Consider the following 12,935-nt stretch of genomic DNA (forward strand, 5'->3'; position numbering starts at 1 on the left):
TCATCCTTTCTCATTTCAATCGGGTAGGTCATCTTATGAGAGTGGACAGTCATTTATGCTAGCTTGTTTACATTGAGTAATTTATTTCTCCAAAATGACTTGCGCAGCTGCAACGGTGCGGGTATGTGTGATGGATACGAAACCAGTGACTTCCTTGCCGTCAAATAAAAGCATCGGTTTCCCTGATGGTTCCTTCAGTATTTCAATCTGCTCGAAACGGCAGCCCTTCCCGATTCCCGTTCCCCTCGCTTTTGCAAATGCCTCTTTCGCCGCAAAACGCCCGGCTAGGAATTCAATCTTCCGAAGTGCCGGCAGCGATTCGTACAGCGCAAGCTCTCTATTTGAAAGGATGCGTATCCGGAATTTATCAGATCGTTCATCCAACCTTGCTACACGATCCAATTCCACGATATCCAATCCGATGCCCATTATCATTATCTTCGTCCCTTTCATGCACAATTGTGATGGTAGTTCGCACTTCTTATCCAATCATAAACTATGTATAATAAAACCAAAGGTCAGGTGAAAAAAGTGTTTATTCGAAGAGAAAACTTTTCCCAGTATATACGTTTGTATCCGTTCGTAACCACGCTGTTAGCATTGAATATCCTTATTTTCATTGCAACAAGCCTTCCAATCCATGGGAGCCGGTATTTATATTATATGGGTGTCGGGATCAATTCATTGATTTCCGAAGGGGAATGGTGGCGCCTCGTCACGCCGATGTTTTTACACGCAGGACTCATGCATCTTCTGTTCAACATGTTTTCCTTGTTCATCTTCGGCCCTGAGCTTGAACGTGTTGCCGGCAAGGCGCGCTTCCTGACAATCTACCTTCTGTCAGGCATATTTGCCAATGTCGCCTCTTTCTTCCTAGGCGGAACTGATTTCGCCCACGTCGGAGCGAGCGGCGCGATATTCGGCATTTTCGGCGCGTTCGGGGCACTCGTCTATTATACGAAAAACGCATTTCCACAACTGCGTCAAATTATGCTGCCGATCATCGTCATTAGCGTGATTATGACCTTTCTTCAACCCGGAGTCAATGTCATCGGGCATATCGCAGGGTTGATCGTCGGCTTCATCATCGGTCTAAGCTATTTCAGCCCAAAACGGATTGTAAGTTGGCGAAGATAAGAAGTAACGAAAAGCCTGCGAGTAATTCGCAGGCTTTTTTCATTCGTCAATAGTCGAGCCACCTTTTTCGTACCAATTGAAAATCCTCTCCGCGTCTTTGACGTCCATATGATGCACGCTTGCATGAAAGACGCCCATACCGGATTTAATGTTGGCGATGACCGTCGCAACGCCTTTTCGTCTATGGAAGTAGCTTTGTTTCATTTCCATGGACTGGATCCGCTTCTTCTTCATATATGCCGTTTGCAAGCTGATTCCCCTAAACCGGAACGTCAGCTGATTGCCGGTAATATCATATGCGGCGGAGCGGTGCTGCCAAATGCCAAGTGCAATAATGACAGGGATGATTGCGAGCGAGAACAGACCGTACGGGAAGAAGAAATACGTGAGCGCCCCGATAACCGGCAGCATCCACAAAAAGTCGATGCGATAATAGAAAGGCCTGCCTTTTGCAGTAACCCTGTTCGCAGGCTCTTCCAAATACAGGTCGGGGAAGACATCCTCCAAATACGTCATTACCCTATTCCTTTTTACAATCGGGAATAAATTGATCTTTGAGCTTTGGCCTATCCCGCCCCCAGCACTATGGATAGATACCGTTGCATAACCGAATAACTTCCTAACCGGATTCTCGACGACTACGACGCTTTGGATCCTCTTCAGAGGCACGGTCACTTTCTTCTTTTCTAGTAATCCCCTCGTAATAACAATGTCTTCCTTATTCATTTCAACTGTGAAATTGTAATGGGAAAGGAGTGTCATTCCGACAGATAGTATCCACACACCGAGCAAACCGAGGAAAACAGCAACCGCCACAATCAACACACCGAACTTGATGAATGCAGAAATCTCTTCAAACATCCACTCGAATGGAAGCAGTTCCCCGAATTGCGATAGGAAGATCGCCACCCCGGACAGAATGACACCTACACCTCCGGAAGTTGTGGCAAGCACCAACAGGTCTTTCGATGTCATCGAGAACATTTTACGGAAATTCAATTCCTCTTCAATCGGCATCTCTTCTATAGAAGTGACCATTTCTCCCTCTTCAGCAGGCATCCCCCTCTGCCGCTTCTTCGCTTCAGCCATTTCGGTTTCCACACGCTTAGCGGCTTCTTTTGTTATCGCAGTCAATTCCCCTTCTGCCTGCTTCGCGTTAGAACTGCCCGCTGTTTCCACTTTCACTTTCACAAGCCCGAACGGTCGGTGGAAAATCCCTTCCGTATAGTCCAGGCTTTGGATCCGGTCGAAAGGGATATACCTTTTCTTTTTCACGAATAAACCTGACTCGATTCGAAGTTCATCGTCTTCGAACCAATACTCAAACCGCTTCCATTTAATGATTCCGCTTACGAACAAACTGATGATCAACACACCGAAGATGATGAAGGATAAATAATCCACATACCAGAGACCTGTCCCTCCACCTTTGAATCCATTTGCGAAAATTAGAACGACAAGTGGCAGGATTGCCTCTTTCAACGTTTTGAGCGTTTCAATTATTGCAGTGATCCAATGGAGCTTATAACGTTGTTCAGACATCATCTTCCGCCACCCTCGCAAGCACGGAAATCCTGCCGCGCAGTTCATCCGCCTCCGCCATGATCAGCGCTGGGATTGTATGGACCGTGGCTGCTGTCGAAATCGAAATTTCAGCCAAGCCGTATTTCCTCAGGATTGGACCTTGGGATGTGTCAACGTGCTGGACGCGCACCATCGGGATCAATGTCCGTTTCACAATGAACAGACCATGCTGCAATTCGATTTCGGACTCCCTCACTTCATACCGCCACCTCATCCATCTCACCTTCGGGAATAAAATGATGATGAAATAACCGAATAGGAGGAGTACAGCGGCTTCCAGCGGATAGATCCACCACGGCCATTCAAATATGTATACAAGCACGCCGACGCCGATGGCCACCAAAGCGAGAATGATTGTTTGAATCCAGCCGTATAATCGCCAGACTTTCAAGCCTTTCGGAGATATCCTGTTAGCAAGTTGAGCTCTCATTCACAACACCTCTTTCTATTCTTCCATTGTATACGTAACAATCCTGAAAATGTTTCAAGATATATTAAAAAAACCCCGGGGATGAGGTTGTCATCTCCGGGGGTATTATTATCTATCCGATTTGCCTCTAGAACTACTTGAACGGTCTCTACGTCCGCCTCCGCCATCACGGCTTCCACGACGTGAACCGCCGCCTCCGCCATAACCGCGTCCGCCTCCGTGTGAACGTCCGCCGCCACGGCTGCCTTTATAGCCGCCACGGTCACGTGAGCCCGAATTACGAGAAGGCAATGGGCGTTCTTCCGTAATTTTAACAGGTGTATCGTCCGGTTCTTTCGTCAATGATCTGACTGCAGCCGCAACAATATCCTTCGCATCAAATTTCTGAAGAAGCTCTGCTGCCAATGGTTGGTAATCAGTCAATTCATTTTTCTCAATAATCTCAGCTAGCTGTTCCATCGCAAGACGTTGCTGACCGATCAATGCCTCATCTTCTGTTGGCGGCTGAAGTGGAGTCATCCGTTTTTTCGTCGTTTCCTCGACGGTACGGAGATAACCCATTTCACGCGGCGTTACGAATGTAATCGCCATACCGCTTTTACCAGCACGTCCTGTACGGCCGATACGGTGTACATAGCTTTCTGGATCTTGTGGAATATCGAAGTTGTAAACGTGTGTGACACCAGAGATGTCGAGTCCTCGAGCCGCTACGTCTGTTGCAACGAGAACGTCGATTTTATTGTCCTTGAACTGGCGAAGAACAGACATCCGTTTTGCTTGTGTTAAGTCGCCATGGATTCCTTCTGCCAAGTAGCCGCGGATGCTCAATGCGTGTGCCACTTCATCGACACGGCGCTTCGTACGACCGAATACGATCGCAAGCTCAGGCTGGTGAACGTTCAACAGACGTGAAAGTACGTCAAACTTTTCTCTTTCTTGTGCTTTAACGAAGTATTGGTCGATGTTCTCAACAGTCATTTCTTTCGACTTGATTTTTACAATTTCAGGCTCTTTCATGAATGTCTCAGCAATTTTGCGGATTGCAGGAGGCATTGTAGCAGAGAATAGAAGTGTCTGGCGAGTATCTGGAACACTTGCCAAAATCGTGTTGATGTCTTCGATGAAGCCCATGTTAAGCATTTCATCCGCTTCGTCAAGGACGAGCGTATTTACATTGTTCAGTTTCAACGTTTTACGGTTGATATGGTCAAGAATACGTCCCGGAGTTCCGACAATAATTTGTGGATTATTGCGTAATGCTCGAATTTGCCGACCAATTTCTTGGCCACCATACACAGATAATACACGAGCGCGTCTTCCGTATCCGATTTTATAAATTTCTTCGGATACTTGAATCGCCAATTCACGTGTTGGTGCAATGACTAATGCTTGTACTGCAGGATTGTTCACATCGATTTTCTCAATAATCGGAATCCCGAAGGCAGCAGTCTTACCCGTACCTGTTTGTGCTTGACCGATGACATCTCGGCCTTCCATGCCAAATCTGATAGTACCTTCTTGGATTGGTGTTGCTTCTTCAAACCCCATGCGCGATAAAGCACTTTGTGTGGATTCGCTAATATTAAGTTCTGAAAATTTTGTCAAACTTCTCAATCTCCTTTGGTTTCTTCATTTAGCAATTGGTTACATTTGCAAATGAAAGCACGGCAAATTCGAGCCTTAAACTTCTATGGGAACGTTTCCGATATTTTGTATTCTCTGGAGTGGATAAAAGTTCAAGGGTTGAACTTCATAAAAATTCAGAGGCAATAGTGAAAAGGAAAGCTTGTCTTTGCCGATCGGGTTTCGCTTCGGGAAAATGTCCCGGAAGACGTTAAACCTTTTTATTCAAAAAAAAGTACTCTTCGTCACCGGAAGAGTCTCGTGTAAATGTATCCAATACTCATAGTAGTTTATCACGCCCGATGGTTATCCGCAATCAATCCGCTTTAAAAGTAATAATCAGACTTCACGTGAGTCTTTCTTCATGAATTCATACACCTTTGCAAACCATTCGTTGTTATCGTCACTGTAGCAAATATGGTGCTTTCCGTTTTCCGATACGATCAGCTGCTTTTGTTGAGATCCGAGTGCGCGCAATAGATGCTCCCCTGTCGAAAACGGAACGATGCCGTCCTTTTTCCCCTGCACTACGCAGACGGGCGTCGTGATCCTTCCATAATACGGTTCCACCATTTTGACAACCCGCATGAACTCCTTCGCAGCACGGAGCGGCGTATGCCGTAATTTATAGTCGTACAAATGATAGAACGTGTTCGGCGGAAAACTTTTCGTTACGGATTCAGTCAATAAAACGGCCGCATCCGCAAGAAGTATCCGCGGACTGATATACTTCGCCGCCGCACTGAGAAGGACAAGCTTTTCGATTTTGTAGCGCAAAGCTAAATAAAGCGCGATGATGCCTCCCATCGAAAAGCCGACAATGATGATGCGGTCGGTCTCCTTCCTCAACCGGTTGAGGGCAAGCTCCGCTTCCATCATCCAGTTTTCCGCGGAAACCTTGCTTAGATCGACCGGAAAATCATGTCCCGGTAAAATCGGCACGGAAGTGATCCAGTCCGTCCTCTCCTCCACATAATGAATGAAAGGACGGACTTCAAACATTCCTCCGGTAAATCCATGAAGGAACAATACACCTGTTTTCATGCTTGCATTACACCATCCATGATCCTTTCCAGCGCCATTCCTCTTGACCCTTTCAGTAAAATGATGGAATTCCCGTCGATGGAGGAAAGAAGCGACGCGATTAACGGATCATAATTGTTTTCCGACCAGATGACTTTTGTTTCATTCCCATTTTTCTGCAGCTCTTCATAAAGCCATTTCATTCGCGGTCCAAATAAAAGGATTCCCTTTAAGCTTATAGTGCCAAGCTGCCGGGCAATCGATTCATGGTAATGCCGTTCATTTTCGCCAAGTTCCAGCATATCCCCCAAAACGACCCATTTTTCTTTGCGAAGTCCCGTTTCACGCATGAAAGAGAGTGCCGCTTGCATCGATGTCGGCGCCGCGTTATATGCGTCATTGATGAACAACGCGCCATTGTCAGCGACGACAGGCTGCATCCTCATGTCCGTGAGCTTTGATTGACGGAGTGCCGCCTCGATCTGATCATGGCTGAGACCAAGTTCATGCGCAATCAATATCGCTGCGAGTGAGTTTTTAACTTGATGGGAACCGAAAACAGGAATTGTAAAACTGCCATCGAGAACTCCTTTAACGGAAAAACGGCTTCCTTCATCACCCGACTCAGTTGAGATAAGGGAGAGACCTGTTTTCACGCCGCGGCCGAAAGAGATCGCTCTCAGCTCAGGATGCGCCGATACTAACGTATGCAATAATGGTTCGTCGCCATCATAGAAAAGAGCACCGCCTACTTGCAGTCCATCGATGATTTCGAATTTCGCCTTTGCGATCCCTTCACGGGAACCGAGATCCTGCATATGGGCTTCGCCGATATTCGTAATGACGGCAAAGTGCGGCTTTGCCAAGTAAGATAGGAAAGAAATTTCATTAAAACCGCTCATCCCCATTTCAAGGACAGCGACTTCCGTCTCTTCTTCCAATGACAAAATCGTCAATGGCAACCCTAATTCATTATTGAAATTGCCTTCCGTCTTCCGCACATTGAAATACGGCGATAGAACGCTTGCAACCAAATCCTTCGTCGACGTCTTGCCATTCGAGCCGGTAATACCGATGAATTTGCACGCAAGCTCTTCCCGGTAAGCACGAGCTAGCTGTTGCAGCGCGAGTTCCGGGTCATCGACGAAAATGAGGGGGATGTCTGCAGGAGCACCAGGCTCATCTTTCATCCAAAGTGATGCCGCCGCCCCTTTTTCAATTGCTTGACGGACGAATTGATGGCCATTAACCAGTTCACCGCGGAACGGGATGAACAGATCGCCCTCTTTAAGAGTACGTGTGTCAATCGACACCCCGCTTACAAGTACATTTTCCATGAGCTGCCCATCCGCTTGCAGCCACTCTGCCAGTACTGTCAATAAACGTTTCACAATCTATCACACTCAATCCATTGTATATTGTATCTGCTTCTTCTCTTCATGCCGTTCCAGCGCCAGTTCAATCAGCCTGTCAATCAATTCCGGGTAGGACGTGCCTGTATGCTGCCATAGCAGCGGGAACATGCTCGTCGGCGTGAAGCCCGGCATCGTGTTGATTTCATTGATGAGCACTTCGTCTTGATCCGTCACGAAAAAGTCAGCCCGTACGAGCCCTGCGCAATCCAGCACTTTAAACGCACGGATCGCCATATCCTTCAATTTCGTTTCCACTTCGTCAGTCACCGGCGCAGGAATGAGCAATTCCGTATTGCCATCCTGGTATTTCGCCTCGTAATCATAAAATGCCGCCACAGGCTTAATCTCCCCGAGGACGGAGCACGCCGGATCATCATTACCAAGAATGCCGACTTCGATTTCACGCGCAGTGACGCCTTGCTCAACGATAATTTTACGATCGAATTTCAAAGCGAAATTGACTGCGGCGATGAGGCTCTCATGATCCTTCGCCTTGCTGATGCCTACACTTGAACCCAAGTTTGCAGGCTTGACGAACATCGGGAACGTCAATTCCTTCTCCATTTTTTCGACCCAGTACTGTTGGTCCTTTCTCCATTGGGTGCGGATGAAATGGACATAAGGAACTTGCTTCAGTCCGGTTTGTGCGAAAAGCTGCTTCATGACGACTTTATCCATGCCCGCAGAAGAAGATAGTACGCCATTGCCTGCATACGGGATGTTCATCACTTCAAACAGTCCTTGAACCGTTCCATCTTCCCCGTTCGTTCCGTGCAACAGTGGAAGGATGATGTCAGGTGTTTCGTTTCCATTCAAAAAATCATGGATGCTGTCAGGCTTCCCTCCAACTTGTTCCAATCGCAATTCCTCGATTGATTCGGCAGGAGCTTTGAGAGGCTCTCCTTTCCTCCACTCACCTTCATACGTTATATAAACAGGAATCACTTCATATTTATCAAAGTCAATCGCATTTGTAACCGCCGTGGCAGTTGACAGGGATACTTCGTGCTCAGCTGATTTGCCGCCATACACTAAACCCAGTTTCTTTTTCATCAATCTCCCTCACTAACCGTTAGATTTTCGTTCCTATAGTTTACCACGAAACGACGTACCCGTTCGTATAATATGATGATCCAGAAGGACCTTTTTCATTTTCGGCAACTTCCTGCCCAACAGGACGTCACTTTGAAGGATATGATTACAGGCACTACATGCGTTATACTATAGTTTGAAAGATTCTTCTTTCTATATGTATGCTAGTGTCACGAGTAGTTTGATAATTGACTTATAGATATATACGTACAAACACTCCGTTTTCCGTTATAATAATATGTAGTTTCCCTGCAAATCCAACTAACTGATAAGGTGAATTAAATGAATTTAGATAAAAAACCTGTAGATCGATTCGATTGGCCGCTCGCTTTCATCCTGCTCCTATTCTTTGGGATCAGCATCATCGCCATCGCATCCGCTCAAACAACAGGACAATATAAGATAAACTCCATTCCGGTAAACTTCATCCCGTCACAAATCCAATGGTATGTCATCGGCTCTATCATAATCGCCATCACGATGTACTTGGAGCCGGAACAATATAAGAAAGCTGCCTGGATCATCTACGGCGGCGGTGTATTCCTCTTGGTATTGCTTTTCATTTTGCCTGAAGGCATGGATCTGGTCTCCCGCAGAAATGGTGCGAAAAGCTGGTTCCACCTTCCATTCGGCATCGGCAGCATCCAGCCCGCCGAATTTATGAAGACGTTTTTCATCATCGGCATGGCACGCACGATAACGAATCACCACGAACGCTATCTGGAAAAGACGCTGCAAACCGATTTCTTGTTGCTCGGTAAAATTGCCGCAGTCTTCCTCCTTCCGTTCTCATTCATCATGCTGCAGCCCGATTTGGGAACCGGGCTCGTCTTCATTGCCATCACTGTCGCATTGGTCATCGTGGCGGGCATCACTTGGCGCATCATCTTACCGATTTTCGCTGTGACCGCAACTTTCGGAGGGACACTGCTTTGGATGGCACTATACGCGCAGGAATTTATGGCAAAGCTCGGTTTCAAACCGTACCACTTTGAACGGATTTATTCTTGGCTCGATCCGTATTCCTATGCGTCGAATGAAGGGCTCCATCTCATCACTTCCTTGAATGCGATCGGTTCAGGGGAAATATTCGGGAAAGGGTTTCAAGGGCGTGAAGTGTATGTGGCCGAGAGCCATACCGATTTCATCTTCAGTGTCATCGGGGAAGACTGGGGTTTCATCGGCGCAAGCCTCGTCATCTGCCTATATTTCTTCCTGATTTATCATATGACGAAAATCACCCTCGAGCTGAAGGATCCCTTCAGCACATATATTTGCGCCGGCATCATCGCAATGATCACGTTCCACGTATTCGAAAATATCGGTATGACGACCCAACTGTTGCCAATCACAGGCATCCCCCTCCCGTTCATCAGTTACGGGGGCAGCTCATTGATGGGCAATATGCTCGCCATAGGCCTCGTCTTCAGCATGAAATTCCATCACCGGACATATATATTCAGCTCGGATGATGAGGAATAACGAAAAGCGGAAGGCGCCTGCTGCGGAAACGCATAAATTGTTTTATTCGCGCATAAACAGCTTGAAAAACGCATAAATCCATTTATCCACGCATAAATAGCAGGAAAGGCGCATAAATCTATTTACTCGAGCATAAACCTATTTTTTCACGCATAACACGTCCCAAAAAAGCATAAAAAAATTCTCCCGCATGCAAGTATGCGGGAGATTTTTTGTTATGACTGTATTTGCGGGTCATTTGCAGGTGGCGCGAGGGCTTTCAGCATTTCCATACGGGATTTCGTTGCTGTTGCCGAAACACCCAACTTCGCCAAGTTGGAGATGATTTTCTTCAAATCAACTTTTTCTTTCGCCATCTTTTCCACCTCGACCTTTCTATATGTTGTTGACGCGTCTTCGCACTGGAAAGTTTCATCATTGATATGAAATTCATGGCAATTTTCATCTATACACATCATACCACTCCTGTCCACTTTTAAATCTTTCAATTATGTTACAAATTGTTCGCCTTTTGTAAATGCTTTATACACGAAAGAAAAATAAAAGCTTGCTTTTTAATGGATTCGATTCCGCCAAACGCCTTTTCCTTTGTCACTATGCGATTCTCAGAGTAAAATAGTCGTATTGATGTCTAAGTGAAAGCAGGTACATACATGAAAAAATCAATTCTACTCTTAATGTCTGTTCAATTTTTCGTATATCTAGGATTCGGCATCATCATCCCTGTTTTGCCGGAAGTGATTGTGCAGCAGGGTCTTTCCGAAATCCACGTGGGCGGATTGCTGACGGTTTATTCACTCGCATCGTTCTTCACCGCTCCGCTATGGGGTTCATTATCCGACCGTGTCGGGCGCAAGAAACTGATACTAGTTGGCCTGCTTGGCTTCAGCCTGAGCTTTTTCCTGTTCGCATTCTTCATTCATAACCTAACGCTGCTATACCTTTCCCGTGTCGTCGGGGGGATTTTCTCAGGGGCATTGTACACGGCGGTTACGGGGTTTGTCGGGGATATGACGACTGAGGAGAATCGGAATAAATACATGGGCTTGCTTGGCATGTCGATCGGACTCGGGTTCATTTTCGGACCAGCGATCGGCGGTGTGCTCGGTGACATCAGCCTGCAAACTCCATTTATCGCGTCCGGCGTATTGACGTTGCTGTTACTAGCCTACGCAGGAATCATCCTGAAAGAGCCGGAGCGTACTGGCGAGGCGAATAAACGGGCGCTTCTTCCGAAAGGTGGCATGATGCTGTGGCAATACCGGATCCGAAACTTGTTCCTGCTCTCCTTCATGGTGACATTGATTTTGGCAGGAATCGAATCCACATTCCAATTGTTCCAGATTTCCGCAATCGAAATTACCCCTAAGCAAATCGGCTATTTGTTCATGGTGAGCGGATTTGTCGACGCAGCCATTCAAGGCGGTGTCGTCCGCCGGGTAAAAAATGGATCGGAAACGAAATGGATCTTGGGCGGCCAAATACTTACGGCCATTGGCTTAATTTTAATTCCGTTCACGGGCAGCCTTTTCTGGGCGGGCGTTGCGCTCAGTATCTTCACAGCAGGTAACGCGCTCACACGGACAATCCTCGTTTCGTTGACGTCCAAGGAATCCGGCGGAAAGTATGGAACTGCCGCCGGTATGACGTATTCAATGGACAATATGGGACGCATCATCGGGCCGCTTTTATTCACATGGCTACTCACGACAATGAACGGCGGGATATACTTTATATCCGCAGCACTCGCAGTCATTTCAATCGTCCTCATTTTCATGTATCGCAAATCTTCGAAGACATTACGCAACGTATAAGTAAAGCGAAGCCCTTCCGGATACCGGATGGGCTTCGCTATTCATTTAGGTCACCCTATTAGTTCACTTCAACACTACTTCTCGACAGAAGATCAAAAGCCTTTTCCACATCCGCATCTTTCTTAATATGCTCAGGTGTCCATGGAATATGAATATGCGGCGTAATGCCAACGCCCGTCATGCCCAGCCCTTTATCAATTCTGGTTAAACGGGAAGATGGATACATCAGCTCAAACCCTTCCTCCCAATTCATACTAACCAAGTTCGCGTAATCATTCAGTCCCATAGTCGCCCTGCCAATGACCGTCACTTTATTAGATTTCTTTACAAGTTCCACAAAGGAGTCTCCCGAACTGCCACAATAAACATCCGTCAAAACAATAATCGAGGATGGGTATTTCATTCCTTTGACGAAGGTATCGCTGACCATATCGCCAAAATCAAATTCCACGAATCCTTTCCCACGATTGCGCTCCCATTCGTTTTTAAAAACTTTCAATACATGACGCGCATGCTCATCATCCGTTCCTGCAAGCATCTCCTCCAGCTCAGGCAAAACACGAATCGCGCTTGCTTCTGTGCAATTAATCAACATTTTATCATCGTCAGACCCCGCCAGCTCCATACCCTCTTCAGGCATCAAATAAGGAAGCAATGGATAAATACTGGCATCAGATCCGCCATAATTTACGCGCACATCGATAATCCAATCTTCCGTCGTCTCAAGAAAATCTTTATTGTCCACGACCATTTTCGCGATGGCGTCCGGATTTGCAAAATCGGTCATCGTAATGAAAACCGCGTCTTGCCTCTTCTCTACAGAATACGTCGGGACATAAGGATTTTTATCATATAAGCCGAATGTGAATTTCTGCTTTCCATTTGCGCCTACTACTTCGCCTTCCGGGTAAAGCATTAAAATCGGTGCCCAATTCTCCCGCTCAGGATGGTTTTCATTCAATCTTCTTTGATGAAGTTCCTTCAATTCAAGGATGCTTTTTCCACCCAACGAAACAAGACTCATCCCAGGCTCAAGCCGCTCCTCCGAATCTACTTCCGTAACATACAGCCGATCTTCGTAGCGGCGCACTTTGAAACCGCGATTTTTCGGCTTTTCATTTTCTGCATTTTCCATAATGAAATGGATATGTTTATCATTGAAATCAAGCAAGTACTCTTCAACTATTTCTTTAAATTCCTTATTCGACAGCTGATCATTCCCTTTAATCATTTCAAGAAAATGATCCGGTCTGTCACACCCTTGCTTATCTTTCCAACCTGCATAGTCATTCTGCATAATGTCTACAATTTCTTTAAAGATTGTCTCCATTCCCA

12 protein-coding genes are annotated in these 12,935 nt (G+C 46.3%); 3 read left to right on the plus strand and 9 right to left on the minus strand.

Annotation, left to right across the window (positions count from 1 at the left end; genetic code table 11):
* Nucleotides 1-81 precede the first annotated feature (81 nt).
* Nucleotides 82-435, minus strand: coding sequence for a holo-ACP synthase (acpS, locus tag M3191_RS07020; protein ID WP_251699379.1), 354 nt, complete (start codon nt 433-435; stop codon nt 82-84).
* Between the two features lie 96 nt (nt 436-531).
* Here acpS and M3191_RS07025 point away from each other — a divergent pair, with 96 nt between their 5' ends.
* Nucleotides 532-1,137 (plus strand): rhomboid family intramembrane serine protease, encoded by a 606-nt coding sequence (locus tag M3191_RS07025; protein ID WP_251699380.1) that lies wholly within the window; start codon nt 532-534, stop codon nt 1,135-1,137.
* 39 nt (nt 1,138-1,176) lie between these two features.
* On the opposite strand, the gene M3191_RS07030 is transcribed toward M3191_RS07025, so the two are convergent.
* The 6 genes from M3191_RS07030 to M3191_RS07055 all read right to left on the minus strand — a co-directional run bounded on the left by M3191_RS07030 (nt 1,177) and on the right by M3191_RS07055 (nt 8,265).
* A complete protein-coding gene (locus M3191_RS07030) occupies nt 1,177-2,679 on the minus strand; it encodes a PH domain-containing protein (protein ID WP_251699382.1) in 1,503 nt (500 codons plus the stop codon).
* Nucleotides 2,672-3,151, minus strand: coding sequence for a PH domain-containing protein (locus M3191_RS07035; RefSeq protein WP_251699384.1), 480 nt, complete (start codon nt 3,149-3,151; stop codon nt 2,672-2,674). The genes M3191_RS07030 and M3191_RS07035 overlap by 8 nt, the downstream gene beginning before the upstream one ends.
* Nucleotides 3,152-3,259: 108 nt before the next feature.
* On the minus strand, nt 3,260-4,756 hold the full coding sequence (locus M3191_RS07040) for a DEAD/DEAH box helicase (RefSeq protein WP_251695337.1): 1,497 nt from the start codon (nt 4,754-4,756) through the stop codon (nt 3,260-3,262).
* A gap of 357 nt (nt 4,757-5,113) precedes the next feature.
* Complete coding sequence (locus tag M3191_RS07045; protein WP_251699386.1) at nt 5,114-5,818, minus strand: alpha/beta hydrolase; 705 nt, start codon at nt 5,816-5,818, stop codon at nt 5,114-5,116.
* Nucleotides 5,815-7,188 (minus strand): UDP-N-acetylmuramoyl-tripeptide--D-alanyl-D-alanine ligase, encoded by a 1,374-nt coding sequence (locus M3191_RS07050; RefSeq protein WP_251699388.1) that lies wholly within the window; start codon nt 7,186-7,188, stop codon nt 5,815-5,817. The genes M3191_RS07045 and M3191_RS07050 overlap by 4 nt, the downstream gene beginning before the upstream one ends.
* Nucleotides 7,189-7,200: 12 nt before the next feature.
* Nucleotides 7,201-8,265: a D-alanine--D-alanine ligase gene (locus M3191_RS07055; protein ID WP_251699389.1), complete on the minus strand. Its 1,065-nt coding sequence runs from the start codon at nt 8,263-8,265 to the stop codon at nt 7,201-7,203.
* Between the two features lie 321 nt (nt 8,266-8,586).
* Here M3191_RS07055 and M3191_RS07060 point away from each other — a divergent pair, with 321 nt between their 5' ends.
* Nucleotides 8,587-9,786 (plus strand): FtsW/RodA/SpoVE family cell cycle protein, encoded by a 1,200-nt coding sequence (locus M3191_RS07060; protein ID WP_251699391.1) that lies wholly within the window; start codon nt 8,587-8,589, stop codon nt 9,784-9,786.
* A 215-nt stretch (nt 9,787-10,001) separates the two neighbouring features.
* Here M3191_RS07060 and M3191_RS07065 read toward each other — a convergent pair whose 3' ends face one another.
* The gene (locus tag M3191_RS07065) at nt 10,002-10,142 is read right to left on the minus strand and encodes an Lmo0850 family protein (RefSeq protein WP_201024334.1); all 141 of its coding nucleotides are present in this window, start codon (nt 10,140-10,142) and stop codon (nt 10,002-10,004) included.
* A 297-nt stretch (nt 10,143-10,439) separates the two neighbouring features.
* Here M3191_RS07065 and M3191_RS07070 point away from each other — a divergent pair, with 297 nt between their 5' ends.
* The gene (locus M3191_RS07070; RefSeq protein ID WP_251699393.1) at nt 10,440-11,600 is read left to right on the plus strand and encodes an MFS transporter; all 1,161 of its coding nucleotides are present in this window, start codon (nt 10,440-10,442) and stop codon (nt 11,598-11,600) included.
* A 58-nt stretch (nt 11,601-11,658) separates the two neighbouring features.
* On the opposite strand, the gene M3191_RS07075 is transcribed toward M3191_RS07070, so the two are convergent.
* Nucleotides 11,659-12,930: a S41 family peptidase gene (locus M3191_RS07075; protein WP_251699394.1), complete on the minus strand. Its 1,272-nt coding sequence runs from the start codon at nt 12,928-12,930 to the stop codon at nt 11,659-11,661.
* Nucleotides 12,931-12,935 lie beyond the last annotated feature (5 nt).

Source organism: Sporosarcina luteola, assembly GCF_023715535.1.
GTDB lineage: Bacteria > Bacillota > Bacilli > Bacillales_A > Planococcaceae > Sporosarcina > Sporosarcina luteola_B.

Excerpts from the sequence above, each read along its gene's own strand:
- M3191_RS07035 (WP_251699384.1), bottom strand. The coding sequence starts at position 3,151 with ATGAGAGCTCAACTTGCTAACAGGATATCTCCGAAAGGCTTGAAAGTC.
- M3191_RS07065 (WP_201024334.1), bottom strand. The coding sequence starts at position 10,142 with ATGGCGAAAGAAAAAGTTGATTTGAAGAAAATCATCTCCAACTTGGCG.
- M3191_RS07070 (WP_251699393.1), top strand. The coding sequence starts at position 10,440 with ATGAAAAAATCAATTCTACTCTTAATGTCTGTTCAATTTTTCGTATAT.
- acpS (WP_251699379.1), bottom strand. The coding sequence starts at position 435 with ATGATAATGGGCATCGGATTGGATATCGTGGAATTGGATCGTGTAGCA.
- M3191_RS07055 (WP_251699389.1), bottom strand. The coding sequence starts at position 8,265 with ATGAAAAAGAAACTGGGTTTAGTGTATGGCGGCAAATCAGCTGAGCAC.
- M3191_RS07045 (WP_251699386.1), bottom strand. The coding sequence starts at position 5,818 with ATGAAAACAGGTGTATTGTTCCTTCATGGATTTACCGGAGGAATGTTT.
- M3191_RS07060 (WP_251699391.1), top strand. The coding sequence starts at position 8,587 with ATGAATTTAGATAAAAAACCTGTAGATCGATTCGATTGGCCGCTCGCT.
- M3191_RS07030 (WP_251699382.1), bottom strand. The coding sequence starts at position 2,679 with ATGTCTGAACAACGTTATAAGCTCCATTGGATCACTGCAATAATTGAA.
- M3191_RS07075 (WP_251699394.1), bottom strand. The coding sequence starts at position 12,930 with ATGGAGACAATCTTTAAAGAAATTGTAGACATTATGCAGAATGACTAT.